Genomic DNA, 24,594 nt, shown 5'->3' with positions numbered 1-24,594 from the left:
GGGCGTGCGGCTATTGCTGGGGATGGCGCTGGCGGTCGCGCTGGCCATGGCGACGCCGGCCGAAGCGATGCTCGTCGGCGCCCCGCCGAGCCTGGAACAGGTGCTGACCCCGGCGGGCGTCGGCGAATATCGCCAGGCGAAAGCCGTGGCGCTGGTCCGACCCAAGGCCGTATGGAACCCGCCCTGCTGGCTCGCCTCCGTGCTGTCTTGGGGACCATGGGGGTCTGGACCGGAGGCATCCGGCGACTACTGCAGCAAGCGCGAACGCTCCCGTCGCTATCGCCTCGAAGTGATCGAGACGCTGAAAGGCGCCCCGCCTCGGACCCTGCCCGCCAGGTTCCGCTACGACTATCCGCTGGATCCCGACTTCATGCGGCGCGAGCGGCCCGACCTGTGGATCCACGCCCACGACCTCGACACCAAGCGGGCCGCGGGGCGCCACGCCGGCTTCCTGTTCCTGCACCGCGGCCGCATCAATGATCGCGAACTGGATGTCGAGGGCGTTTTCGACAGGCCGCGCGTCAGCGACGGAACCATCTCGCGCCCGATCCTCGATCCCTCGCTGGACTATCTCGTGTTCCTGAACGAGCGGGACGAGATCGATTATTGGGAGCCCGTGAGGCGTGGCGGCGGCGATAGCGACCTGCTGGTCCAGCGCCTGCGGAAACTGCGCGCCGGCGCCCGCGACGGGGACGTACGCCTGAGCGTCTCGCCGGCGGAGTTCTTCGGCCGCTTCTCGGACGCCGCGATCTACGAGGTTTCGGCCCCATCCTGCCGCCGCCCTCATCTGGTCGGCGGACACCGGATCGCGTCGATGGACCTGCCTATGGATCTCTTCGGCTCGGAGCTCCTTGGGCCCGCCCTGCCCTGCCGCCCCGGCGCCCCACCCCGCCGCTATCTGGCTCTGAAGGCCCTGCCGAGGGACTGGTCGCCGTTCGGGTGGGACTGGTACGGCGCCGACGCACGGATCCTGCCGATCACCAACGGCAAGGTGCGGCCCGGCGATCTCGTCAGCCAGCTACGGCTGGCGCCCGCCGACCCTATCCCGGTGGAGCAAGTGCTGGCCTGGCTCGGCAAGGGGATCAGCGACCAGGACCGGTGGATGGGCGTGCGCGAACAGGATGCGCCGCTGAGGGTCGACGCGGCCGGCCGCAGCCCATATCTGCACGGGCCAAGCCCCGTCCCGTGACGCCTGGAGACCATAGCGTGAGTGAAGTGGAGATCGACGGGCGCCTGCTGCAGCGCTGGCTGAAGAGCGACGCGGCCGATCCGGCGGTGCTGGGCGGCTGCGCGCTGGATGACGGCGAGTGCGACGAGCCCCTGCCGATCCTCGAGGTCGATCTGGCCCGTCAGGCGCTGGTCTGCGGCGGACCGAAGGGGCGCGTGCGGTTTCCGTTCGGACGGCTGCTCGACGGCCTGCTGGTGGCGCCGACGCCCGATCACCCCGCCGTCGCGGCGGTCAGGGCCGCCGTATCGCCCCAGGAGCGGGCCCACCAGAAGATGCGCGAGGAACTTGGGCCCGAATATTCCAGGCCCTTCGCCTCGGTCGCCGACCTGGAAGCCGTCCACGCCGCCGAAACGGCCCGCCGCGCCGGCATGCTGCCCGAGCGCGCCCTGCGGGGTCCGTGGGTGCGGGCGCTGAAGCGCAACGAGCTGCACCGCCAGGGCGCCCAGCTGGCCCAGTCGTGGCGCGAACTGGCCAACGCGTGCGGCGCGCCGTGGTCGGACATCGCCCTGCACCTGGCCTGGTTCCAGCGCCAGGGCGGACATCCCAACCGGGCGATCGAGACGGCGCGGGACTTCTGGCGCTCCAAGGCGGCCGCCTCCCAGACCGAGATCGCCATGCTGGCGACGGTGGAGGCGGCCGCCTGGATCGACCGCTTCGAGCGCAAGGGCGGCGCCCCGCCCGACCTGGTCGAGGCGCGCCGCGCGGCGGCCAAGGCCTACGCCATCTCGCCGACCGATCCGGAGATCCAGACCGTCTATCAGCGCCTGAAGGCGGCCGAGGCCGGTCCGGGCTAGCCGCGCTCCTTGGTCCGCTCGAAGCGCACCTTCGGGTAGCGCTCGGCGACATAGCCGATCTCCCAGGCGCTCTTGCCCAGGAACACCGGCTGGTCGTCGATGTCGCGGCCCATGGCCGACTTGTGCTTGTTCTCGAAATCCTCGACGTCGGCGCGCTCGCCGACCAGCCAGCGGGCCTCGGCATAGGGGCTGGCCTCGAAGATCACGTCCAGCTGGTATTCGTTGCTCAGGCGGTCGGCCATGACCTCGAACTGCAGCTGGCCCACGGCGCCGACGATGAAGTCGGACCCGATCATCGGTCGGAACAGCTGGGTGACCCCCTCCTCGGCCAGGCCTTCCAGCGCCTTCTTCAGGTGCTTGGCCTTCAGCGGATCCTTCACGCGCACGCGGCGCAGGATTTCCGGGGCGAAGTTGGGCAGGCCGGCGAAGCGCAGGCTGCCGGTCTCCGACAGGCTGTCGCCCACCCGCAGGACGCCGTGGTTGGGAATGCCGATCACGTCGCCGGCGAAGGCGTCTTCGGCCAGTTCGCGGTCGCTGGCGAAGAACATGATCGGCGCATTGACGCTCATGGCCTTGCCGGTGTTCTGGGCCTTCAGCTTCATGCCGCGGGTGAAGCGGCCGCTGGTCAGGCGCAGGAAGGCGATCCGGTCGCGGTGATTGGGGTCCATGTTGGCCTGGACCTTGAAGACGAAGCCCGAGACCTCGTTGTCGCCCGGGGCGACGTGGGTCTCGGCCCCGGCCTTGCTGGCCTTGGCAGGCTTGGGCGCGGGCGCATAGGCGCCGATGCCGGCCAGCAGCTGGTCGACGCCGAAGTGGCGCAAGGCCGAGCCGAAGAACACCGGCGTCATGTGGCCTTCGAGGAAGCTCTGCACATCGAACGGCTTGCCGGCCTCGGTGACCAGCATGGCGTTGTCCTCGAGCTCCGAGCGCTCATCGGGGTCGAGGTACTGGACGATGGCGTTGCCGTTGAAGGCGACGGGGTCGGGGTGACCCTCCTCGTCGGTCGAGCTCTTCTTGGCGTAGGGGATGAACTGCTGGCTGCGCAGGTCCAGCATGCCCTTGAAGCGACCGCCCGAACCGGCCGGCCAGAACAGCGGCGCCGGATCCAGGGCCAGCTTGGACGAGACCTCGTCGAGCAGCTCGAACGGGTCCTGGGCCTCGCGGTCCATCTTGTTGATGAAGGTGATGATCGGGATGTCGCGCAGGCGGCACACCTCGAACAGCTTCAGGGTCTGGGGCTCGATGCCCTTGGCGGCGTCCAGCACCATGACGGCCGCGTCGGCGGCGGTCAGGGTGCGGTAGGTGTCTTCCGAGAAGTCTTCGTGGCCCGGGGTGTCGAGCAGGTTGAACATCAGGCCGTCGTGGTCGAACGTCATCACCGAGGCCGACACCGAGATCCCACGCTCGCGCTCGATCTTCATCCAGTCCGACTGGGTGCGGCGCGTCTGGCCGCGCGCGCGCACGGCGCCGGCCGCGCGGATCGCCCCGCCGGCCAGCAGCAGGTTTTCCGTCAGCGTCGTCTTGCCGGCGTCGGGGTGGCTGATGATGGCGAAGGTGCGCCGACGGGCGGCTTCAGCGGCGGGAGAGGTGCTCATCCCGCGCAACTACCCGCCCGGCGCGTCCTTGTCACCTTCCCCCGAGGCCGCGGCGGCCGTGGAGGGCTTCAGCGCCTCGCCGTCGACCTTGCCCTCGAGCGTCGACAGCAGCTGCGCCGCGCGCCTGGCCTGAGGCCCGCCGTGCGGATTGCCGGCCACCGGCTCCAGCAGCTCGCGCGCCAGTTCGTACTGCTTGGCGCGGATGAACAGGCGGGCGGCGTTGGTGCGAATGGCCGGGTTCTGCGGCGCGATCGTCGCCGCCCGGAAGACGACGTTGAGGGTGTTCTGCGACGGCTCGCGGTCCATCGACTTGGTCTCGGCATAGCCGTAGAGCGTCAGGTAGTTGTCGTCGTCGATCTTGTGGGCGCGGCCGAGATAGGTCGCGGCATCGGCATAGACGGCCTTGGCCTTGTCGCGGTCGGCCGGGGTGCGAGCCATTCGCCGGGCGGTCTCCAGCCGGCTGTAGGCCATGACCTGCAGGGCTTCCAGGTCGTCGGGACGTTCGTCCAGCAAGGTCTTGAGGATCGCTTCGCCCTTGGCGCGGTCGCCTAGATCGATTTCGGCCCGGGCCAGGGCCAGCCGGCTGTAGAACTCGCCCGGCCGCTTGGCCGCGGTCTCCTGGAACCTGGCCAGCAGGGCCGGCGCCTCGGCCTTGGCCACGCCGCTCTTCAGGCGCTGGATTTCCAGGATCAGGTCGTCGGCGCCGGCCGGCAGGCGCGTGAAGGCGATCTGCGGCTTGGGCGGCTCGCGCGGGATGTCGAGCACCGGCAGCGACTTCATGTAGCCGCGCAGCGCCTTCTCCAGGGCCGCCGAGTCCTGGCCGTAGAGCTTGGTCCAGCTGGCCATCGGATCCTGATGGTCGCGCACCAGCTCCAGATAGTCCTGCAACTTCCCGCGGCGCTCGCGGTCGGTCCAGATGTAGTGGGTCAGGAGCCAGGACTGGGCGTAGAAGGTGAGGGCGTCGTCGCGGTCGAACTGGGTGGCGCGCTTGGACAGGATGTCCGACATCGGCAGCCACTTGTCGTCCAGCAGCGAACGGGCCCGCCCGCGGCTGAAGTCGCCGATCCGCGCCCGCTTCATCTGCAGGTCGATGGTCTTGTAGTACTCGGCCAGCCCCTCGACCATCCAACCCGGATAGGCGTCGGGAAAGTACTGCATCATGAAGTGGTGCGTGTACTCATGCAGCACCGTGTCGTCGCCGTTGTTGCGATCGTACTGGTTGCTGTCGTCGCGGATGGCCAGGACGAAGATGTCCTCGATGCTCGTCATGTAGAGGCCCTGCAGGCGCTCGTCGGCGTTCGGGATCACACGGCGCAGCTCGCGCGAACTGGACAGCAGATAGAGCGGCAGCTTGCGCGGGGTCTCGGCGTCGGTCTTGCCGTGCAGCCGCCGCAGGATGGCGTCGAAGTCCTCGAGCATCGTCACGTAGCGGCGGACCAGGGCCTCGCTGCGGTCGGAATAGACGATGAAGTGCTCGCTCTCGCCACGGATCCAGCGGCCGGTCGCGTCGGCCTGTACGACGGGCGGCACGGGCGGCGCGCCCGCGCCCTGCCCCCAGGCCGGGGCCCAGACCCCCAAGGCCGCCGCCATGACCAGACCGACCCCAAAAGCCCGCGACACCACGCTCGCCCCCTTACGCAATTTAACGTTGAGCCTTGCCGTACATCGCCGTGCGGGGCAAGGCCAAGCTTCTGGCGGCCGCCTTGGCTTCCAGCTCTTTGAGGAACGACGGCGCGGCAAATTGCTCCGGCGTCCGACGAACAGGCGTTCGAAAAGACCCTATTCAACTTGGGGAATTGGAGTCATGCTTCCCTTGTCGCCGACGTTCGGCCCCCGAGAGCCGTCGGGGCGACGGAGGAAACGACATGGCCCTGGCCGAAGACCCTCGCGATCACATCCGTCGTCGCCCCCTGGGGCAGAGCGCGCTCTGCCTGGGCACGGTGCTGGCCGGATTGGTGGTGATAGCCCTCGTCCTGAACATCGTGGCCGGCCTGCTGATGTAGCGGGCCGCCGGCGACGTCAGGCCGCCAGCCGACGCCAGACTTGGCGATCGGCCTCGAGATTGGTCAGTTGGCCGGCCTTCTGACGCTGATGCAGCGCGCCCATGACCTCCAGGCCGATCTGGGCGTAGCGCACCTGCACCTGCTCGATCAGGCAGCCGCGCGCCGGCGCGACGAACAGCGCCGCGTTGATCTCAGGCGCCTTGGCGATGATCAGGGCCGCCAGGCGCTTGGCTTTCTCCAACTGCTTGTGGTGCAGCAGCGGCTCCTCGGCATAGAGCTCCTTGCCCAGCTCGGCGACGAAGTTCAGCGACAGGGCCGCGAAACGGTCGCGCGTCATCGGCGGCGACAGTTCGGCGGCGTCCAGGCTGAGCACGACGTCGTTCATCAAAAAGAGCATGGGCGGATGACGGGGGCTGCTTCAGAGACCTGCGACATCCTGCCGCGCTCTACTTTCGGTCTGGTTTAGCGGCAGGGTTAATGCTGTGGATCGTTGCAATAACGCCGTGCGGCCTGTCGCCTCGCCGCGCCTTCAGCCCTCGACCGCCTCGGTCAGGAAATGGCGCCCCTCGCGATCCTCGATCTCGACCACCCAGACGTCGGGATCGATGCGGGCGGCGCGCTCGGCATAGGCGTCGAGATCCGGCTCGAAGTCCGACTTGGTGGGCTGCATCCACACCCGCTCGCCGTCGCCGCGCGTGGCCTCGCTATAGAGCCGCACGGTTCCGGCCCTGCGGTCGACCACCTTGACCAGCACCGCGCCCGCCCGGGCGTCGCCCTTGCGCACGACCATGGCGAAGGCCCCGCCCAGCTCGGCGCGGCGGATCAGCGCGCCCACCCAAAGATCCGTCGAAAGAAGCATCGCTAACCGAACCGCAACCAGGAGCGGCTAAGGTCCGCTCGAACATCCTCTCTCGCAGAATACGAGAAAATGGCCACCCTGAAGACCTCCGCCCCGCGAAAGCGGCGCCTGGCGGCGACGCTCGTCGCCACAGCCGTGTTCGGCGCGGCCCAGACGGCGACGGCCACCCCCTCCGACGTTTTCTACGAACGCAGCCTGATGAGCGCCGCCGGCGCGCGCTGCGGCCTGTTCACCCCCTCCTTATCGGGCGCCCTCGACGCCGGCCGGGCCCAGGCCCGGGGCGCGGCCCTTCGCGCCGGCGCCAGCGTCGAGCAGCTCGACGGCGTGCAGCAGCGCGCCCACGCCAAGGCCGCCACCGTGCCCTGCGGCTCCAAGGACCTGACCACCGCCGCGGGCCGCGTGCGCAAGGCCTTCGAGGGCTACGCCCTGCTGCAGCGGATGAACTATCCAGGCGACCGAGCCAGCTGGCAGGCCGACCGCGCCAGCTCCGCGACCATTCCGTTCTGGCGGCTGTCGCAGACGGCGAGCTTCGGCGGCGACCGGCTGCTGTTCGGCCTGGCCGGCCGCAACACCGAACTGCTGGCCGTGGCGAACTTCGCCGATGGGGCGCGCCCCTACGCCGCACGGCTGGTCATGCGCGATCCGGCCCGCACCCAAGGGCCCTATCTGAAGGCCCGCAACGGCGGGGGGCTGGCCGACAACGCCGCCCCGCGCGCCGCCAGCCGGGTGTTCGGGGCCGAGACCCGCGACGCGGCCCCCGCCCCCACCCTGCTGCCGACCGGCGCCAAGACCGGCATGGGCTTCCGCTTCCCCCGCGAGGCCGGCGACGCGATCGCCCGCCTCGACCCGCGCGAGGCCATGACGGTGGAGTTCGTCTTCCAGGGCCGCGACGGCCGCGAGACCGTGCGCCGGGCCTATGTCGAGGTCGGCGACTTCGCCGCCGGCCGGGCCTTCCTGCGAGTCAGCTGACAGATTTGGCGCCGGGCCGTTTGGCGCCTCGGCGGCCCAGGCCCATATTCAATCGATGACACGCATCCGCGTCATCGACCTCGAGACCGCCGGCAATGGACCGCAGGACGTCTGTGAGATCGGCTGGCAGGACGTCGTCCAGGACCCCGGCGGCCTCTGGCGCGTCGACGACGACCGCGGCGCCCTGCTGGTCAATCCCGGGCGCCCGATCTCGCCGGAAACCATGGCCGTTCACCACATCCTCGACGCCGAGGTGACCGGCGCGCCGTTCTGGAAGGACGCCGCGCCCGGCGTGTTGAAACCGGAAGGCGGCGTCGCGGCGCTGGCGGCGCATCGGGCCTCGTTCGAGCAGCGCTACTGCACGCCGACCCTGGCCGGCGGGGCGGCCTGGATCTGCACGTGGAAATGCGCCCTGCGCCTGTGGCCGCAGCTGACCAGCTTCTCCAACCAGATGCTTCGCTACCAGCGGATGCCGCAGGGCCTGGTCCACGCGCTGGGCCTGCCGGCGCACCGCGCCCTGCCCGACGCCTATGTCACCGCCCACCACCTGCGCGACATGCTTGGCGAGGCCTCGCTGGAGCAGCTGCTGGCCTGGAGCGCCGAGCCGGGCCTGCTGCCCCGCGCGCCCAAGGGCCCCGAGCGCGGCAAGGCCTGGCCCCTGGTCGGCGACGAGGCGCTGCGCCTCCTGGCGCAGGACCGCGATCCCGACGTGCGCTTCAGCGCCGAGACCGAATTGCGGCGACGGGGGGATGTGGCGCCGGCGCAGGCGGCGGAACCGGCGCAGCGGACGTTGCTCTAGGGTGGGCCCAGCCGAGGCGAAGAGCCTTTCCCACTTCCCTCCCCCTTGATGGGGGAAGGGAGAGAGAGCAAACCGCCCCCTACTTCCCCGCGTCGGACGGGGCCATGCACTCGACCGGCTTGGCGCTGGCGACGTCTTCGCCGTCCTTGAGCGGCGCGACCATCCCTTCGGTCATGCCCTTGGTCCACCATTGCAGGCCCTCGCCCACATAGCGCGCGCCGCTGGCCGACATGGCCACGGTCAGGGTGCGGGTCTTGTCGCCGTATTCGACGACGGCGGTCTTGTCGTCGGGATAGGTCGCCTTCAGCACGCTGCCGTCGGCGCAGGCATAGACGATCTGCTTGGGCTCGGCGGCGGCGGGCGCTGCGGGCGGCGCCGGGCTCTGGGCCAGGTTGTCAGGCGTCGGCGCGGGCTTGGGCGCCTCGGTCTTCTTCTCGCAGGCGGCCAGGGCCAGGACGGCCAGGCCGGCGACGAACAACGGACGGATCATTGGCGAGCTCCCCGAAAAGCAAAGGTTCGAAGAGCCTATAACGTCGGCTGGCCGACGTCGTTGCCGATCATTCCCCGTCGCGCTCGGTCTTCAGGCGCGCGCTCTCGACCTTCAGCGGCCGGGAGACCGGGCAGACCTCCTGCACGAACTCGGTCAGCGTATTGACCAGGCTGTCGCGCACCAGGCTGTAGTGCACGAACTGGCCGCGCTTGTCGCTGCTGACCAGGCCCGCCGCCTCCAGGATCGACAGGTGCTGCGATACCGCCGGCTTGGAGATCTCGAAACGCGAGGCGATCTCGCCCGCCGTCAGGTCGGCATGGGCCAGATAGGCCAGGATCTTGCGCCGGACCGTCGACGACAGGGCTTCGAACACGCGTTGCATGGGCCGTATTTAAGCTGTTCGCTAACCGCTTGCAAATTAGCGATGAGGTATTTAAGGAATAACTTATCAACAAAGGGGCCCGTCATGCGGCGTTTCGAAACTCATCCCGGCCGGATCATCAGCGCCCTGTTCGTTGGCGGCCTGGTAGGCGCGATGCTCACCAGCGCGGCCGTGGCCTTGATCGGCGCCATCCCAATCCTGGCCGAGGGCCAGTTCTCCGCCATCGGCCTGGCCTTGGGTTTCGGACTGATGATCGCACCGTGCAGCCTCGTGATCTGGATGGTGGGGCTTCTCGCCGTCGGCGGACCGTTCTGGGCGGTGTTGCACTTTCTCGAGGTCCGTTCGCCTCTGGCCGGAACCGCTCTCGGCGCGACGCTGACCTTCGCCGCCGTGGCCGCTCTGTCGCTGTACGTGACAGGGGTCGATGGGCGTTCCTCGTCCTTGCCCTGGCTCATCGCCGCCGGCATGGCGGCCATCGGCGCCGTGGTGGGCAGGCTCGTGGCGCGCGCCGCCTATGAAGGCGCGCGATGAGGCGCATCCTCACAGTCGCCGCCCTGTTGTTCACTTCGGCCTGCGTCCCCGTCGAGCAGCCCGCCAGGCCTCGAACGGTCGCCGCGATCGAAGTCCCGCTGAAGAGCCGGCAGGACCACGACGACCTCGTGGCCATGCTCCACCGTCATGCGGCCGCCGACGGGCAGGACGGCATACATGTCGATGATGCGACCAGAGCATGGGTCGACTTCCTGCCCCACACCGAAGCCATTGCACCGGAGGATCGGGGCACGATCTTTGTCGGCGTCTGGCGCGGTTCGAACGACGACATGCAGGAGATCGGTGTCAGCGACCTGTTTCATCCCGGTCGCGCCTGGCTGACTTTCGCCCGCGGCGAACCGGCCGAGCGCTCGACCCGCCTGCGCGAGGGATTGCTGGCCGAAATTCGCGTTCGCTGGCCCGAGGCCAAGACCCTTCCCGTCATGGAGGGCGTGATCCCGCCGCCCGAACGCCTCGAGGTCGGGGACCGCGCCTATCGGATCATCCCGTCCAGGGCCGCCAACTAGGGGCGGTGAACACCAAGGATCACCCCCCCGCCCCGATCGCCTTCCACACGGCAAGCGCCTGGCTCATCTCGCGCACGTCGTGGACGCGCACGGCCTCCACGCCACAGGCCGCGCCGTGCAGGTGGACGGCCAGCGAGCCGCCCAGGCGGTCGCGGGCGTCCTGGGCGCGCGGATCGATGGCGGCGATGAAGCGCTTGCGGCTGGCCCCCAGCAGCACGCGGTAACCCAGGGCGTTGAAGCGCGGCAAAGCAGCTAGCAGGGCCAGGTTGTGCTCCAGCGTCTTGCCAAAGCCGATGCCGGGATCGAGCCAGATCTTCTCGCGCTCGACCCCGGCGGCCATGGCGGTCAGCGCCCGGGCCAGCAGGAAGGCCTCGACCTCGGCCACGACGTCGTCGTAGCGCGGCTCGTCCTGCATGGTGCCCGGCTCGCCGCGCATGTGCATGAGGATGACCTCGCAGCCCAGCTCGGCGGCGACCTCGGGGGCGTCGGGCGCGAAGCGCAGGGCCGCGACGTCGTTCCAGATGTCGGCCCCGGCCGCGACGGCGGCGCGGGCCACGCCCGGCTTCATGGTGTCGATCGAGATGGTGACGTCGCTCTCGGCGCGGATGGCGCGGATCAGCGGGACGACCCGAGCGATCTCGTCGGCCTCGGAGACCGGATCGGAGCCCGGGCGAGTGCTCTCGCCGCCGATGTCGAGAATGGTCGCGCCGTCGTCGATCAGCCGGCGGGCGTGGGACAGGGCGGCGGCGGGATCGAAGAACCGGCCGCCGTCCGAGAAGCTGTCGGGCGTGACGTTGACCACGCCCATGACGCTTGGAACGGCATGCATCATGGGGGCGGGTTTACCCCCGTGATCCCCGGCCGTCACCAGCCGATGAACTTGGTGAAGTCGTCGATCATCGAGGTCCAGACGCCGAAGTCGTCATCCAGGACGTCGGTGGTGCGGCCGGCGTTCAGGTTGACGTCGTACTGGACGTAGGGGTCGCCGTCGTCGTCGATATAGGCCTTCAGGTAGCGGTTATCGCGGTTCCACTCGTTGATCTTGCCGGCCGAGAGCGGCGTCTTCAGATCGAAACCGGCCGAGAACTGGATCGCCTTGCAGCGCGGCTTGGCCGTGCAGTCGTAGAAGTAGATGTCGAAGTTGACCCCATTGGCGGCGCTCTTGACCTGCGGGTCGCCGGTCTTGTCGGTCAGCAGCTCGGCCTTGTAGCCGGCGTCCTGCAGCCACTTGACCACCTCGGGGCCGGTCATGCCGTCGGCATGGATCGGCTTGGGCGCAGCCAGAGCGACGGCTGGCGACAGCATCACGGCGGCGGCCAGGAGGCCCGGAATCGACGTCTTCATCGATCTTCCCTTTCGTTCAACTTCGAAGGGAAGCTCTACCGGCCTTCGCCGAGGAAGGCCAGGACGACGGCGTTGAACCGCTCGGTGCGCTCCAGGTGCAGCAGGTGGCCGGCGTCGAAGGCCTCGACCCGGGCGTTCTTCATCGTCGGCGCCAGGGCCTGGGCGCGAGCCAGGACATGGCCAAAGCGCGGCTTGTCCTCGGGCCTGGCGTAGCCCTTGCCCGGCGCGGTGCCATCACGCTCCCCGGCCAGGATCAGCACCGGGACCGACACCTTGGGCAGGTCATGCAGATAGGGCTGGTCGCGGATGGCGACGGCGCTGGCGGCGAAGCTGCGGGCGTAGCGCGGCCACTCGCCCGAGCGCTTGAGGCCCTCGCGCAGCTCGACATACGGCGCCATGGCCTCGCGCGGCAGGGTCAGGCCATAGCTGGTCATCAGCTCGTTCAGATAGGCCTCCGGCCCCTTGGCCTCGTCGTCGGCCACGAGCTTCTCCAGCGGCGTGGACGGCGTATAGAGGCGGTAGTCCTCCAGCCCGACGGGGCCGTACATCACCAGGCGCCCGGTGCGGTCCGGATGGGCCAGGGCCCAGCGCACGCCCACATGGTTGCCCATCGAGTGGGCGATGACCTCGACCTTGCCGATCTTCAGGTGGTCCAGCAGGGCGGCGGTGTCCTGCACCATACGGTCGAAGCGGACGGGAACGTCGTCGAGCTTGGACGACTTGCCGAACTGGATCTGGTCGGGCGCCACGACCCGATAGCCGGCGGCGCTCAGCGCCGCGATCGTCGGCGCCCAGTAGCCGGCGGGGAAATTGCGGCCGTGCAGCAGCAGCACGGTGCGGCCGTTGGCGGGGCCGGTCGGGGGCACGTCCATATAGGCCATGCGCACCGCGTGGCCGCCGTGCTCCAGCGGCAGGAAGGCCACGGGATACGGATAGGCGTAGTTCTCCAGCGCGATACCGACGGCGGCGGGCTCGGCCGCCCGAACGGGGTCAGGCGCGACGATCGGAAGCGACAGCGCCAGAACGGCGGCGACGAGAGCGGTCTTCATGAGGCCTCCTAACGCGCAAAACAAAAGCCGGACCCGAGAACGGATCCGGCTTTCGCATTATTCGAGTAGGTGATCGACCTTTAGGCCGTGACGCCCGAGGGCGAGACCGGAACCGAGGCGACCGGGCCGGTCGGCTTCTTTTCTTCCGGCTCGTCGCGCTTGGGGGCGACGCCCTTGGTCACGCCGATGATCTCCTCGCCGCTGAGGGTCTCGAACTCCAGCAGGGCTTTCGCCACCGAGTGCAGGTCTTCCAGCTTCTCGGTCAGGATCCGGCGGGCGTCGTCCTCGCCGCCCTTCACCAGGCGACGGACCTCGGCGTCGATCTTGACCATGGTGTCGGGCGAGACGTTCTGGGTGCGCGCCACGGAGTGACCCAGGAACACCTCTTCCTGGTTGTCGCCGTAGGCCACGGTGCCCAGGTCGTCGGAGAAGCCCCAGCGGGTGACCATGTTGCGGGCCAGGTTGGTGGCCGCGCTGATGTCGCTCGACGCGCCCGAGGTGATCTTCTCCTTGCCGAAGATCAGCTCTTCCGCCACGCGGCCGGCCATCATGATGGCCAGACGCGAGGTCATCATGTCGTAGCTCATCGAGTAGCGGTCGCCTTCCGGCAGTTGCATGACCATGCCGAGCGCGCGGCCGCGCGGCACGATGGTGGCCTTGTGGACCGGGTCGGCGACCGGGACGTTCAGGGCCACCAGGGCGTGGCCGCCCTCGTGATAGGCCGTCAGCTTCTTCTCGTCCTCGCTCATGGCCATAGAGCGGCGCTCGGCGCCCATCATGACCTTGTCCTTGGCGTACTCGAAGTCGTGCATGGTGACCATGCGACGGTTCTTGCGCGCGGCGGTCAGGGCCGCCTCGTTGACGAGGTTGGCCAGGTCCGCGCCTGAGAAGCCGGGGGTGCCGCGAGCCAGGGTCTTGACCTCGACGTCGGCGGCCAGCGGCACGTTCTTCATGTGCACGCGCAGGATCTTCTCGCGGCCCGCGACGTCGGGGTTGGGAACCACGACCTGACGGTCGAAGCGGCCCGGACGCAGCAGGGCGGGGTCCAGAACGTCGGGACGGTTGGTGGCGGCGATCAGGATGATGCCTTCGTTGGCCTCGAAGCCATCCATCTCGACCAGAAGTTGGTTGAGGGTCTGCTCGCGCTCGTCGTTGCCGCCGCCCAGGCCGGCGCCGCGGTGGCGACCAACGGCGTCGATTTCGTCGATGAAGATGATGCAGGGCGCGTTCTTCTTGGCCTGCTCGAACATGTCGCGCACGCGGCTGGCGCCGACGCCGACGAACATCTCGACGAAGTCAGAACCCGAGATGGTGAAGAACGGCACGCCCGCCTCGCCCGCCACGGCGCGGGCGATCAGGGTCTTACCGGTGCCGGGAGGGCCGACCAGCAGGGCGCCCTTCGGAATCTTGCCGCCCAGGCGCTGGAACTTGGCCGGGTCCTTCAGGAAGTCGACGACTTCCTGCAGCTCTTCCTTGGCCTCGTCCACGCCGGCGACGTCGTCGAACAGCACGCGGTTCTTGTTCTCGGTCAGCAGGCGGGCCTTGGACTTGCCGAAGCCCATCGCGCCCTTCGTGCCGCCCTGCATCTGGCGCATGAAGAAGATCCACACGCCGATCAGCAGCAGGATCGGCAGCATGTTCAGGAACAGGTTGACCAGGCTGAAGCGGCCGCCGTCCTGGATCTTGATCTCGGCGTTGCGCGCCTCCAGGCGCTTGATCAGGTCTTCGCTGTTGGGCGGGGCGTTGACGGTGTAGGTCGTCTTGCCGTCGGGCGAGGCGATCTTGACCTGCTGCCCATTGATCTCGGCGGACTTCACCTGCCCGGCGTCGATGTTCTTGAGCAGCTGCGAATAGCTGACCTCGCCGGCGCGCCCGGTCGGACCGCCGCGCTGCAAGACGCTGTAGGCCATGATGAGGACGAAAACGACCCCAAGCCAGATGGCGACATTCCTCAGATTCATACGCGTCGTCTTCCCAAAGATAGCGCTCGTCGACCCAAGATAGGACGGCGGACGGCTTTTCGCCACGCGCGCGATGTCATGTAGCGGGTTCTTGATCGATCAGGCCGGTTGCGGCCTCGAACCTTTCCCGGATCAGCACGCGCGCGCCGATTGTCCCGGCCCCTGCAAGGATCGGGCTAGAAACCCTTCCGGCGGCGTCGACGACGGCCGGAAGCACCGGCCGGACGGCGGCGGGAAACCCTTTCAGGGCCTGGCTTTCGTCCGCCGGCAGACGGCTCGCCAGACCGCCTAGCGGGCAGATGGCGGTCGGTCCGGCATGCGTCGTGATTTCGTACCGGCCGTCCCAGACGCCGGTCTCGCCGGCGGCCAGGACCAGCGGCGAAAGGCCGCTGCGGCCGCCCTCCCCCGCCTCGCGTGCGAACAGCGCGCCGGCCTCGTCGGCCACGATCCGGGCCCCGGCCAGGGTGGCGACGAAGGTTTCGCCCGACCGGAGCCGCGCGACCAGGCGCTCCAGGCGCTCGCCGCGCGGCGGCGTGGCGGTGCCGGCCGCGCACAGGCAGGCGGCGGCGACCTGGGCGGCGGAGGCCTCGCGCGGCAGGCGCAGGGCGTGCTCACCCTCGATCGCCGCGGGTGGGGTCGGATCCGGTGAAAGCGGCGGGATGATCGGGTCCTCCCCGGCCAAGGCGGCGCGAGCGCGGGCGCGGGCGAAGCGCGCGTCGGCGTTGGCCGGATCCTCCAGCCAGGTCTCGCCCCGTTCGGAAAGCCAGTCGCGCAGGGCCTGGCGCCGAGCCTCCAGCAGCGGTCGCAGGACGAAGACGCCGCGCCCTTCCGGCCAGGCCGGCGACGGGGCCCATTCCCGGGGATCGGAGGTGGTCGAGCCCTCGGCCCGCATCCGCGCGGCCTCCAGGCGATCGTCGGCGGTGTGGCCCAGCAGCAGAACATGGGCGCCGGCCTCTCGGGCCGCATTGGCCAGCAGGGCGTGGCGGGCGGCGCGGGCGGCGGCCTGCACGCCCGCCTGCGGCTTGTCGCCGATCCAGTGCAGCGAGCGGGCTTCAGCGCCAAGCGCCCGGGCCTTGGCCAGGGCGTCGGCGGTCCAGCCGGCGCTGGCGGGGTTGAGGCCGTGGTCGACGCTCAGGGCCAGGACCGGCCGCCCGCGGGACGCGGCCCAGTCCAGGGTCAGGCGCAGCAGGGCCAGGCTGTCGCCGCCGCCGGAAAAGCCGACGGCCAGGGGCGTGGTCGCCCCTGGCCGCAGTCGCCGTTTCAGGACGGCGCGAAAGCCTTCGGTCAGGCCGCGCACTTGGCCTGGGTGCGCGTGCTCTTGGCCTTGCTGACCACGTCGGCCGGCGCCTTCGGGTAACGCTTGGCCAGTTCGTCCAGCGTGCGGCAGGCGTCGGCGGGCTTTTTCAGCGCCACCAGCGACCGCGACAGCTTCAGCACCGCGTTGGGCGCCCAGCTGGTCTGCGGCCAGCCGCGCACCGCGCCCAGATAGGAGCCGGCGGCGTCGCCATAGGCCTCGCGGACGAACTGGGTCTCGCCCAGCCAGTAGCGGGCCTCGGGCGCCTTGGCGTCGTCGGGATAGGCGTCGACGAAACCGCCGAAGGCGTTCTCGGCGCCGGCGTAGTCGCCGTCCAGCAGCAGTTGGCGGGCCTGCTTGAAGGCCGTGGCCGGATCGGCGGCGGCGGCCGGCGGCCCGGCGACCTGCGCGGCGGCGGCGTTGGCGGCCGCCGTCTCCAGCGTCGTGATCTTGCCCTCGAGGGCGGCCAGGCGCTGCTCCAGCTGGTCGGCGCGGGCCTTCTGGGCTTCACCGCCGCGACGGGCCTGGTCGATGTCGTGGGTCAGGACCTCGTTCTGGCCGTTCATCTTCTGGATGGTCTGCTCCAGGTCGGAGATCCGCTCGTTGAGGGCGGCGATCTGGGCGTCGGTCTCGGCGGTCTGGACGACGACGGGCTTGCCCGTGTCGCGCCCCTGGAAGACGATCGCCCGCAGCTCGCGCACGACCTTCTCCATCTTCTCGATGCGCTTGGCCGAACGGTCGTCCAGCGGATCGGGCATCGGCGTCTGGGCCAGGGCCGGCGCGACGGCGGCGAGGGCCAAGGCGACCGGCAGAACGGAGGCGAGGAGCGCGGTTTTCAGCTTCATGTCGACGATTATGCCCCGGTTGCGGACAAAAGTGCGGCCAGAAACGCGGCCAGAAAAAAGGCCCCCCTCCGCTAGGAGGAGGGCCTTCGTTCAGATCAGGCTGTGAGCCTTAGCGCGCGCCCTCGGTGATGGCGGTGCGGGCGTTACGGTTCTTGGCCCACGCGTCTTCGGTGGTGCCCGGATCCAGCGGACGCTCCTTGCCGAACGAGATCGTCTCGATGCGCGAGGCGGCGACGCCTTGACCGATCAGGAACTCGCGGACGGCGTTGGCGCGACGGGCGCCCAGGGCCAGGTTGTATTCGCGGGTGCCGCGTTCGTCGGCGTTGCCTTCGATGCGGACGCGGACGGCCGAGTAGCGGGCCAGCCACTGGGCCTGGCCGGCCAGCACCGGCTGGGCGTCGGCGCGGACCGAATACTCGTCGGTGTCGAAGTAGACGCGGTCGCCGACGTTGACGACGAAGTCCTGCACCGTGCCCGGCAGCGGGCCGGTCGGCTGGGCGTCCGGGGTCGGCGGCGGGGTGTAGGGGCGGGTCGGTTCGGCCGGTTGCTGCGGAGCCGGCGGGGTTTCGACCGGGCCAGCGGGCTTCGGGCGCGTACAGGCGGCCACCGAAGCGACGGCCAGACCGATCAGCGCCAGTCGGGCGGCGCTCTTGATGTCGAAGCTCATCCAGTATCTCCTCAAGTCTAGGTACGGCCTGGGTTCAAAACTCTTACCGGCGCTGCTCTTGCTCCGCCCCGCAAAAACGTTCCCTGGACCTCACAATGGCGTCAGTTGGACGCTGCTCCACCTCGTTTCACCTGTCGGGTGAACGGCGGATGAACAGCCACGCTCCAACGCGCCGAGCCTGTGGAAAGTTGCGAAACCTTCTTGTTCCGCAGCTTCCCACGCCCGGAAATCAGTCCAGCAGCGGCGACCAGGCCGGATCGGACGCCGCGCCCGGATAGGCGGCGGGGCGCAGGATTCGACCAGTGATGTCGACGGTCCAGAGACGCGGATTGCCCGCCGAGCTCTCGCGGAAGAACATCAGCACCCGCCCGTTGGGGGCCCAGGTCGGGCCCTCGTCGAGATAGCTGGTGGTCAGCAGGCGTTCGTCGCCGCCGTCGGTGCGCATGACGCCGATGTGGAACTGGCCGCCGGTCTGCTTGGTGAAGGCGATGTAGTCGCCGCGCGGGCTCCACACAGGCGTCGTGTAGCGGCCGCCGCCATACGAGATGCGGCGCACGCCCGAGCCGTCGGCGTTCATGACGTAGAGCTGGGCCTGGCCGCCGCGGTCGGAGTTGAAGACGATCTTGCTGCCGTCCGGCGAGAACGACGGCGAGGTGTCGATGGCCGGGTCGGTGGTGATGCGGGTCGACTGGCGGGTACGCAGGTCGAGCACGTAGATGTCGCTGTTGCCGCCCTTCTCGACCGAGAAGGCCACCTTCTTGCCGTCGGGCGAGAAGCGCGGAGCGAACACCATGCCGGGGAAGCGGCCGACCGTTTCCTGGCGGTTGGTCTGCAGGTTCAGCAGATAGATGCTCGACCCCGTCGGCCGCAGGGCCATGTAGGTCAGCTCCTGGCTGGTGGCCGAGAAGCGCGGGGTCATCACGATCGACGAGCCGTCGGTGATGAACTGCGGGTTGGCGCCGTCCTGGTCCATGATGCCCAGGCGCTTGACGCGATTGAGCTTGGGGCCGCTCTCGGCGACGAAGGCCACGCGGGTGTCGAAATAGCCCTTCTCGCCGGTCAGGCGCTCATAGACCGCGTCGCTGATCTTGTGGGCCACCCGGCGCCAGTTCTCGGCCGTCGAGGTGAACTGCAGGCCCAGCAGCTGCTGCTGGCTGAAGGTGTCCCACAGGCGGAAGTCGACGCGCAGCGAGCCGTCGGCGCCGACCGTCACCTGGCCGTTGATCAGCGCCTGGGCGCCGGTGCCCTGCCAGTCGGGGAAGCGCGGCTGGATGTTCACGTCGGTCAGCTTGTCGGGCACGCCGGCCACGTTCAGCGGCTGGAACAGGCCCGAGCGCTCGAGATTGCCGCTGATGACCTGGGCGATGTCGGCGCCGCGCTGGGCGCCGGCGAAGGCCGGGATCGCCACGGGCATCGGCTTGACCGCGCCCTTGTCGATGTCGATCTCGATCTGGGCCGCGGCCACGCCCGGCAGGGCCGCCGCGAACGCGCCGCCCGCCAGGGCGAGGGTCACGGCGAGGAGCGGCGTGGCGAGGGTCCGCTTGGCGCGGGCGCTCTTGGCGATCATCGTCGGGCTTCCTTCCATTCTTCTCTTTGCGGCGTCCTTGGAACGCCTAACGCGCGGCGCAGGCGTCGCGCGCCTTGAAGTTCAGATTGAGCTGAGTGTTGTAGTAGTCGGGCGGCAGGCCTTCGAACGGCGCCGACTGGAAGACGGCGCGGATCGCGCGCTCGGCCTCGGTCTTGACGATCGCGTCGCTCGAGTTCTCGGCCCCGCCGGCGGTGACCTGGCCGGAGACGCGGCCGTTGCTCGCCAGCTTGAAGCTGAGCTTGATCTGCATCGAACCGCCGCCCACGACCTCGCAGTTGGGGTTCCAGCGCCGCTGGATCTCGTCCTTCATGCCGCTGATCGCCGCCGCTTGCATGGCCGTCATCTGGCCCGCGCCAGGACGGGCCTGGGTGGCGGTCTCGGGACGGTTCGTCTGACCCTTGGGCGCCGACGAAGCGGGCTTGCCGGCCGGCTTCGCGGTCTTCGACAGCGTCTTTTCCAGCGACGAGAAGAAGTCGGGCTCGGGCTTGGCCGGGGTCGGCTTCGGGGTCGGCTTGGGCTGCGGCTGCTGCGGCTTGGGCGTCGGGCTCGGCGCCGGCTTGGGCGGCGGCGTCGGTTGAGGCTTCGGCGTCGGCGCGGGCTGCGGCTTGGGCGGCGCCGGCTGGGGCTGCGGCGCGGGCGTCGGCGCCGGCGGCTCGGGCGTGGCCTCGGGAACCGGCTCGATGGTCTCGGCCGGCTGCTCGACGGGATCCTCGATGGCCGGACGCACGTTGGTCGGCCCCTCGGTGACGATGGTCACCGGCACGCTCTCGCCGATGACGATCTTCTTGGACGTCTTCCACGGCCAGCCGATCATCACCGCCGCCACCACCGCGGCGTGGAGGGCGACCGAGCCCAGAAGGGCCGGAGACAGCTTGTTGCGTTCTTCCCGCATCAGGCTTGGCTATTCCCTACTGGGCCGGACGCAGGTCGCCGCCGCCGCCGACCGGCTGGGCGTCCTGCGGGGCGGCGCCCGACGACGGGCCGCCGGTGTCGGTCAGCAGGTTGATCTTGGTGAAGCCGGCCTTCGACAGGGCGGCCATGACCTGGGCGACCACCTCGTAGGGGGCCTTGCCGTCGGCGCGCACGTAGATCGGCTTGTCCGCCGCGTCGCCGGCCTTGGCCGAGACGATCGAGGCGAACTCGGTGAACGGCGCCTGGTCCTCGCCGATGAACACCGCGCCGTCGTGGCGGACCGACACGGTGATCGGCTCCTGCTCGTTCTTCAGCGCGCCGGCCTCGGTCTTGGGCAGTTCCAGTTCCACGCCCGAGGTCAGCAGCGGGGCGCTGATCATGAAGATGATCAACAGCACCAGCATGACGTCGACCAGCGGGGTGACGTTGATCTCGGACAGGGCCCCCTTGCCGCGCCGGCGGCGACGGCGGCCGCGACCGCCGCCCGAGGTGGCGAAGGCGTCGTTTGCGGACATCGCCATGGGATCAGACCCGCTCGCTGAGGCGACGCTGGATGGCGGTCGACAGGTCGTCGGCGAAGTTCTCCAGGCGACCGGCGTACTTGGACGCATCGGTCGAGAACTTGTTGTAGGCGATGTAGGCCGGGATGGCGGCGATCAGGCCGACGGCGGTGGCGAACAGGGCCTCGGCGATGGCCGGGGCCACGACGGTCAGCGAGGTGTTCTTGGCCGCGGCGATGCTCTGGAAGGCGTGCATGATGCCCCAGACGGTGCCGAACAGGCCGATGAACGGCGAAGCGGTGGCGACGATCGCCAGGCTGCCCAGGCCCTCTTCGGCCTTGGCGCTCTCGCGGGCGATCTGGGTGTCGAGCACGCGGTCGATGCGCTGGGACAGCAGGGCCACCTGGCCCTCGCTCTGCACGCCTTTCGCCTTGGCCTCGCGCCATTCCTTCAGCGCCGCCTGCAGCATGCGCGGCAGGGCGTGGCGCGGGTTCGAGCCGGCCTCGCCGGCGACGTCCTCGAGCGAGCGGCCCGAGCCGACCTGCTCCTCGAAGCGATCAGCGGCGCGGTTCAGCGCGGAAAAGCGGAACAGCTTGTCGAGAATGACCGCCCAGGAGCCCAGCGAGGCGAGGATCAGACCGATCATCACCAGCTTGACCACCCAGTCGGCGTTCAGGAACAGCGTGATGAAGGAGAAGCTTTCGGGGCTGGCGGCGGCGTCCATGCGGGGTCCTGTTCCGTTCGGGCGTCAGTCTAAAGGTATCGACTCTGCGCCTTACTGCATGAAGCGGCGCAATGTTGAAACTATGACATTGGTTGCAACGGGCCCATTTTTCACGGACCGGCGATTTTCCACTGTGCGACGGGCGATCAGCCCTCTTCAGGCGCCAGCCAAGGGGTCACCTTGGCGGTCATCTCGGCCGACGGCTTGCGCGGACGGCCATCCAGGCTGATGCAGACGGCCTCGACATTGGCCGCGCAGACCAGTTCCTCGCCGCGCGTGATCCACTGGCGGGCCAAGAGGCGCACGCCCTTGATGCGGTTCCACACGGTGTGCACCACCAGGGCGTCGTCGACCCTTGCAGCGCGCTTGAAGTCGATTTCCATGCGGGTGATGGCGAAGGCCGTGTCGATGGCCGCCAGTTCGGTGTGCGACACCCCGATCATCCGGAAGAAGTCGCTGCGTCCCCGCTCGAAATAGCGCAGGTAGTTGGCGTGATAGACGATCCCCGAGAAGTCGGTGTCCTCGTAATAGATGCGCACGGGCAGCTGATGCTCGCGATCGACGAAGACGCCGGCGGTGGGTTCGATCATGAGGCGGTTCCGACGCAGTTGGGCCACGACCGTTGTAGTGATAGGCTGGCGAAATGAAAATCGAGCCGTCCCTGTTCGATGAGATCGATGACGAGGTCGAAGCCGCCGCCGATGCGCGGGCAGAGGCCGACGTCGCCGCCGGTCGGTTGATCAGCCACGAGGCCGTCAGCCGCTGGCTGACGTCCTGGGCCGACGGCGCGCCAACGCCCAAACCCAAGCCCGGCGACTGATGTCGCGTGTCGTCTGGACGGCTGAAGCCGTCGACAATCTCGACAGCATCTTCACCTATGTGGCGTCCTTCAACGCCTCGGCGGCGGCACGGCTCGCCCAGCGGCTCCACGCAGCTGCGAACAGTCTCGACGCAAATCCCGAACGCGGTCGACCTATCCCGAAGGGATTGCGGGAACTGGCGGTGATTGCGCCCTACCTGATCCGCTATCGGATCACCGAGAATGCCGTGATCATCCTGCGTATCCGACATGGGATGCGCCAGCCCGACTAGGCCCTATTCATCCCCGAACAGCCCGCCCTGTATGCCAGGCGGGGCGGCGGGCGGGGTCAGGCCCAGGTGCAGGTAGGCCTTGCCGCAGGCCATGCGGCCGCGCGGCGTGCGCTGGATGAAGCCCTGCTGCATCAGGTAGGGCTCGATCACGTCCTCGACCGCATCGCGGGCCTCGGCGATGGCGTAGGCGATGGTCTCCACGCCCACCGGACCGCCGCCGTAGTGCTCGATCATGGCCCGCAGGTAGCGGCGATCGAGGCTGTCGAGGCCGCTCTCGTCGACCTCGAGACGCGCCAGCGCCATGGCGGCGGCCTTGCGGTCGATGATCTCGGCCCCGTCGGCGGTGGCGAAGTCGCGCACCCGGCGCAGCAGGCGGCCGGCGACGCGGGGCGTGCCCCGGGCGCGCTTGGCGATCTCGTCGGCGCCGTCGTCCGACAGCGGCGCGCCCATCTTGCGCGCGCCGTGCAGCAGCACGTGGCGCAGTTCGCGCGGGGTGTAGAACTCCAGCCGCACCGGAATGCCGAAACGATCCCGCAGCGGCGTCGCCAGCATCCCCGCCCGCGTGGTCGCCGCGACCAGGGTGAAGGGGGCCAGGTCGATGCGGATCGAGCGGGCCGATGGCCCCTCCCCGATCACCAGGTCGAGCACGTGGTCCTCCATCGCCGGATAGAGGATCTCCTCGACGTTCGACGACAGCCGGTGGATCTCGTCGATGAACAGGACGTCGTTGGGCTCGAGATTGGTCAGGATGGCCGCGAGATCGCCGGGCTTGTTCAGCACCGGGCCGGAAGTGGCGCGGAAGTTCACGCCCAGCTCGCGGGCGACGATCTGGGCCAGGGTGGTCTTGCCCAGGCCCGGCGGGCCGAACAACAGCACGTGGTCGAGCGACTCGCCCCGCCCCTTGGCCGCCTCGATGAAGATCCGCAGGTTGGCCTTGGCCTGCTCCTGGCCGACGAACTCGGCCAGGGTCTGGGGCCGCAGGGCGCGGTCGGTGGACGGGACCTGGTCGCCCATCTGGGCCTCGCCGGAGATGATGCGGGTCATGGCTGGACCTTCCCCCTTCCCCCTTGATGGGGGAAGGGCCGGGGATGGGGGTGACTAGGACGGTTCGGCTGGCGATGGCGCAAACGGCCAACGCCGAACCACCCCCATCCCAACCCTTCCCCCATCAAGGGGGAAGGGCTTTGAGACGCCCTCATCGCCCCAGCTCCTGCAGACCGGCCTTGATCAGAGCCTGCACGCTGGCCTCGTCCCCCAGCTTCGCCGCGGCGGCCTCGACGACGCGGCGGGCGTTCACCTCGGCCACGCCCAGACCCATCAGGGCGGCCACGGCGTCGCCGGTGGCGGCGGGCTTGGCGGGGACCGAAGGCGTGGCGGCGGCCGACGGCGCGGCCGTCAGCACCGGCCCGTCGGTGATCGGCTTGCCCTTCAGCTCGGTGACGATGCGCAGGGCGAGCTTGGGGCCCACGCCATTGGCGCGGCCGACGGCGGCCTTGTCCTCGCGCGCCACCGCCGAGGCCAGTTCGGCCGGCGACAGCACGTCGAGCACGGCCATGGCGGCCTTGGGCCCCACGCCCTGGATCGCCTGCAGCAGCACGAAGGCGCGGCGATCGTCGCGGGTGGAGAAGCCGTACAGGCGCAGGCCCTGGCTCTCGCTCCACTGGCTTTCGATGTGGACCAGGGTCTCCTCGCCCAGGGCTGGCAGACGCTGGAGCGTGCGCTGGCCGCAGCGGACGATGTAGCCGACGCCCATGACGTCGATCAGGGCCTCTTCCTCGCCGACCTCGGCGACGGCCCCGCGCAGGCGTCCGATCATGCGACTCTCCTCGCCGTGCGGGCATGGGCGTGAGCGATCGCCACCGCAAGCGCGTCGGCGGCGTCGGCCGTGGGCGAGCCGGCGGTCGGCAGCAGGCGGGCGATCATGAAGGCGACCTGGGCCTTGTCGGCCGCGCCGGTGCCCACCACCGCCTTCTTGACCACGGGCGCGGAATATTCGGCCACGATCAGGCCGGCGCGGGCCGGGGCGATCATCGAGGCGGCGCGGGCGTGGCCCAGCTTCAGCGTCGACTGGGCGTTGGTGTTGACGAAGGTCTCTTCCACCGCGGCCTCGTCCGGCGCGTGCTGCTCGATCACCGCGCAGACGCCTTCGAACAGGGTCAGCAGGCGATCGGAGAAGGCGGCCTTCTCGTCGGGCGCGATGACGCCGTGGGCGATGTGGGTGATGCGCGAGCCGGCCACGCCGATCACGCCCCAGCCGGTGCGGCGGAGGCCCGGATCGAGACCGAGGATGCGCAGGGGACGATTCGCGTTCATCATGTGTTCTCGCAGTCTCGCCCTTTCCTGTCGCCAGGAAAAGCCGCGTCATGCTTAAGCACGGGTTAACGCCAGGCCTTGGTTTTCAAGCATGTGGCTTGCGCAGCGAGGCGAAGCCCGCTCCTGTT

Annotated in this window: 30 protein-coding genes; 9 read left to right on the top strand and 21 right to left on the bottom strand. The window is 69.5% G+C overall.

The genetic code is table 11. From position 1 onward, the window contains the following. The first annotated feature begins 4 nt into the window (after positions 1-4). On the top strand, positions 5-1,189 hold the full coding sequence (locus V6S85_RS06640) for a hypothetical protein (protein ID WP_334348448.1): 1,185 nt from the start codon (positions 5-7) through the stop codon (positions 1,187-1,189). Positions 1,190-1,206: 17 nt separating this feature from the next. After that, the gene (locus V6S85_RS06635) at positions 1,207-2,022 is read left to right on the top strand and encodes a hypothetical protein (protein ID WP_334348447.1); all 816 of its coding nucleotides are present in this window, start codon (positions 1,207-1,209) and stop codon (positions 2,020-2,022) included. On the opposite strand, the gene V6S85_RS06630 is transcribed toward V6S85_RS06635, so the two are convergent. Next, a complete protein-coding gene (locus V6S85_RS06630) occupies positions 2,019-3,617 on the bottom strand; it encodes a peptide chain release factor 3 (RefSeq protein WP_334348446.1) in 1,599 nt (532 codons plus the stop codon). The genes V6S85_RS06635 and V6S85_RS06630 overlap by 4 nt on opposite strands. A gap of 9 nt (positions 3,618-3,626) precedes the next feature. Beyond that, entirely contained in the window at positions 3,627-5,237 is a 1,611-nt protein-coding gene (locus V6S85_RS06625; protein WP_334348445.1) for a hypothetical protein, read from the bottom strand. Between the two features lie 245 nt (positions 5,238-5,482). Between V6S85_RS06625 and V6S85_RS06620 the strand changes: the two genes are divergently transcribed. Next, positions 5,483-5,620, top strand: a complete 138-nt coding sequence (locus tag V6S85_RS06620) for a hypothetical protein (protein ID WP_165256844.1) — start codon at positions 5,483-5,485, stop codon at positions 5,618-5,620. 16 nt (positions 5,621-5,636) lie between these two features. Here the strand turns inward: V6S85_RS06620 and V6S85_RS06615 are convergent, their stop codons facing one another. Both V6S85_RS06615 and V6S85_RS06610 read right to left on the bottom strand, forming a co-directional pair. Then, positions 5,637-6,017, bottom strand: coding sequence for a hypothetical protein (locus V6S85_RS06615; RefSeq protein ID WP_116490488.1), 381 nt, complete (start codon positions 6,015-6,017; stop codon positions 5,637-5,639). Between the two features lie 132 nt (positions 6,018-6,149). Then, positions 6,150-6,479, bottom strand: a complete 330-nt coding sequence (locus V6S85_RS06610) for a DUF1491 family protein (RefSeq protein ID WP_116490487.1) — start codon at positions 6,477-6,479, stop codon at positions 6,150-6,152. 69 nt (positions 6,480-6,548) lie between these two features. On the opposite strand from V6S85_RS06610, the gene V6S85_RS06605 reads away from it, so the two are divergent. After that, complete coding sequence (locus V6S85_RS06605; RefSeq protein ID WP_334348444.1) at positions 6,549-7,448, top strand: hypothetical protein; 900 nt, start codon at positions 6,549-6,551, stop codon at positions 7,446-7,448. A gap of 55 nt (positions 7,449-7,503) precedes the next feature. After that, positions 7,504-8,247 (top strand): DNA polymerase III subunit epsilon, encoded by a 744-nt coding sequence (locus V6S85_RS06600; RefSeq protein ID WP_334348443.1) that lies wholly within the window; start codon positions 7,504-7,506, stop codon positions 8,245-8,247. 79 nt (positions 8,248-8,326) lie between these two features. On the opposite strand, the gene V6S85_RS06595 is transcribed toward V6S85_RS06600, so the two are convergent. Both V6S85_RS06595 and V6S85_RS06590 read right to left on the bottom strand, forming a co-directional pair. Then, entirely contained in the window at positions 8,327-8,737 is a 411-nt protein-coding gene (locus tag V6S85_RS06595; RefSeq protein ID WP_116568121.1) for an MliC family protein, read from the bottom strand. A 67-nt stretch (positions 8,738-8,804) separates the two neighbouring features. Continuing rightward, positions 8,805-9,119 carry a metalloregulator ArsR/SmtB family transcription factor gene (locus V6S85_RS06590; RefSeq protein ID WP_116568123.1) on the bottom strand — a complete coding sequence of 105 codons (315 nt, stop codon included), beginning with the start codon at positions 9,117-9,119 and terminating at the stop codon, positions 8,805-8,807. A gap of 84 nt (positions 9,120-9,203) precedes the next feature. Here V6S85_RS06590 and V6S85_RS06585 point away from each other — a divergent pair, with 84 nt between their 5' ends. Then, positions 9,204-9,650, top strand: a complete 447-nt coding sequence (locus V6S85_RS06585; protein ID WP_334348442.1) for a hypothetical protein — start codon at positions 9,204-9,206, stop codon at positions 9,648-9,650. After that, a complete protein-coding gene (locus V6S85_RS06580) occupies positions 9,647-10,177 on the top strand; it encodes a hypothetical protein (protein ID WP_334348441.1) in 531 nt (176 codons plus the stop codon). Before V6S85_RS06585 ends, V6S85_RS06580 begins: the two co-directional genes overlap by 4 nt. Before the next feature lie 19 nt (positions 10,178-10,196). Here the strand turns inward: V6S85_RS06580 and folP are convergent, their stop codons facing one another. The 12 genes from folP to ybgC all read right to left on the bottom strand — a co-directional run bounded on the left by folP (position 10,197) and on the right by ybgC (position 21,651). Beyond that, a complete protein-coding gene (gene folP / locus V6S85_RS06575; protein ID WP_334348440.1) occupies positions 10,197-11,009 on the bottom strand; it encodes a dihydropteroate synthase in 813 nt (270 codons plus the stop codon). A 32-nt stretch (positions 11,010-11,041) separates the two neighbouring features. Then, entirely contained in the window at positions 11,042-11,521 is a 480-nt protein-coding gene (locus V6S85_RS06570) for a YbjN domain-containing protein (RefSeq protein ID WP_116568131.1), read from the bottom strand. Positions 11,522-11,556: 35 nt separating this feature from the next. Next, positions 11,557-12,570 carry an alpha/beta fold hydrolase gene (locus V6S85_RS06565; RefSeq protein WP_334348439.1) on the bottom strand — a complete coding sequence of 338 codons (1,014 nt, stop codon included), beginning with the start codon at positions 12,568-12,570 and terminating at the stop codon, positions 11,557-11,559. 80 nt (positions 12,571-12,650) lie between these two features. Next, positions 12,651-14,531 (bottom strand): ATP-dependent zinc metalloprotease FtsH, encoded by a 1,881-nt coding sequence (gene ftsH, locus V6S85_RS06560; protein WP_116568135.1) that lies wholly within the window; start codon positions 14,529-14,531, stop codon positions 12,651-12,653. Positions 14,532-14,607: 76 nt separating this feature from the next. Further along, a complete protein-coding gene (gene tilS, locus V6S85_RS06555; protein ID WP_334348559.1) occupies positions 14,608-15,819 on the bottom strand; it encodes a tRNA lysidine(34) synthetase TilS in 1,212 nt (403 codons plus the stop codon). Beyond that, positions 15,816-16,670 (bottom strand): tol-pal system protein YbgF, encoded by an 855-nt coding sequence (gene ybgF / locus V6S85_RS06550; protein ID WP_334348438.1) that lies wholly within the window; start codon positions 16,668-16,670, stop codon positions 15,816-15,818. The genes tilS and ybgF overlap by 4 nt, the downstream gene beginning before the upstream one ends. Before the next feature lie 109 nt (positions 16,671-16,779). Next, positions 16,780-17,352 (bottom strand): peptidoglycan-associated lipoprotein Pal, encoded by a 573-nt coding sequence (gene pal / locus V6S85_RS06545; RefSeq protein ID WP_116490478.1) that lies wholly within the window; start codon positions 17,350-17,352, stop codon positions 16,780-16,782. A 214-nt stretch (positions 17,353-17,566) separates the two neighbouring features. After that, the gene (tolB, locus tag V6S85_RS06540) at positions 17,567-18,904 is read right to left on the bottom strand and encodes a Tol-Pal system beta propeller repeat protein TolB (protein WP_334348437.1); all 1,338 of its coding nucleotides are present in this window, start codon (positions 18,902-18,904) and stop codon (positions 17,567-17,569) included. A 46-nt stretch (positions 18,905-18,950) separates the two neighbouring features. Further along, positions 18,951-19,817 (bottom strand): energy transducer TonB, encoded by an 867-nt coding sequence (locus V6S85_RS06535; RefSeq protein WP_334348436.1) that lies wholly within the window; start codon positions 19,815-19,817, stop codon positions 18,951-18,953. A 16-nt stretch (positions 19,818-19,833) separates the two neighbouring features. Then, positions 19,834-20,358: an ExbD/TolR family protein gene (locus V6S85_RS06530; protein WP_116490476.1), complete on the bottom strand. Its 525-nt coding sequence runs from the start codon at positions 20,356-20,358 to the stop codon at positions 19,834-19,836. Positions 20,359-20,362: 4 nt separating this feature from the next. Then, positions 20,363-21,061, bottom strand: coding sequence for a protein TolQ (gene tolQ, locus V6S85_RS06525; protein WP_109100871.1), 699 nt, complete (start codon positions 21,059-21,061; stop codon positions 20,363-20,365). Positions 21,062-21,207: 146 nt separating this feature from the next. Further along, positions 21,208-21,651, bottom strand: coding sequence for a tol-pal system-associated acyl-CoA thioesterase (ybgC, locus tag V6S85_RS06520; protein WP_116568141.1), 444 nt, complete (start codon positions 21,649-21,651; stop codon positions 21,208-21,210). A gap of 53 nt (positions 21,652-21,704) precedes the next feature. Between ybgC and V6S85_RS06515 the strand changes: the two genes are divergently transcribed. Together V6S85_RS06515 and V6S85_RS06510 are read left to right on the top strand one after the other, a co-directional pair. Continuing rightward, on the top strand, positions 21,705-21,881 hold the full coding sequence (locus V6S85_RS06515) for a CopG family transcriptional regulator (RefSeq protein ID WP_116568143.1): 177 nt from the start codon (positions 21,705-21,707) through the stop codon (positions 21,879-21,881). Continuing rightward, the gene (locus V6S85_RS06510) at positions 21,881-22,153 is read left to right on the top strand and encodes a type II toxin-antitoxin system RelE/ParE family toxin (protein WP_334348435.1); all 273 of its coding nucleotides are present in this window, start codon (positions 21,881-21,883) and stop codon (positions 22,151-22,153) included. Before V6S85_RS06515 ends, V6S85_RS06510 begins: the two co-directional genes overlap by 1 nt. A 3-nt stretch (positions 22,154-22,156) precedes the next feature. Here the strand turns inward: V6S85_RS06510 and ruvB are convergent, their stop codons facing one another. The 3 genes from ruvB to ruvC form a co-directional block, all read right to left on the bottom strand. Then, a complete protein-coding gene (gene ruvB / locus V6S85_RS06505) occupies positions 22,157-23,197 on the bottom strand; it encodes a Holliday junction branch migration DNA helicase RuvB (protein ID WP_334348434.1) in 1,041 nt (346 codons plus the stop codon). A gap of 151 nt (positions 23,198-23,348) precedes the next feature. Next, positions 23,349-23,969, bottom strand: a complete 621-nt coding sequence (gene ruvA / locus V6S85_RS06500) for a Holliday junction branch migration protein RuvA (protein ID WP_334348433.1) — start codon at positions 23,967-23,969, stop codon at positions 23,349-23,351. After that, a complete protein-coding gene (gene ruvC / locus V6S85_RS06495; protein WP_199229210.1) occupies positions 23,966-24,481 on the bottom strand; it encodes a crossover junction endodeoxyribonuclease RuvC in 516 nt (171 codons plus the stop codon). Before ruvC ends, ruvA begins: the two co-directional genes overlap by 4 nt. Between the last annotated feature and the right edge of the window lie 113 nt (positions 24,482-24,594).

This window comes from Caulobacter sp. CCNWLW153 (genome assembly GCF_036889365.1).
GTDB classification, from domain to species: domain Bacteria; phylum Pseudomonadota; class Alphaproteobacteria; order Caulobacterales; family Caulobacteraceae; genus Caulobacter; species Caulobacter radicis.
Note: the sequence above shows the minus strand (reverse complement) of the source record. Positions and strands in the feature narration are given on the sequence as shown.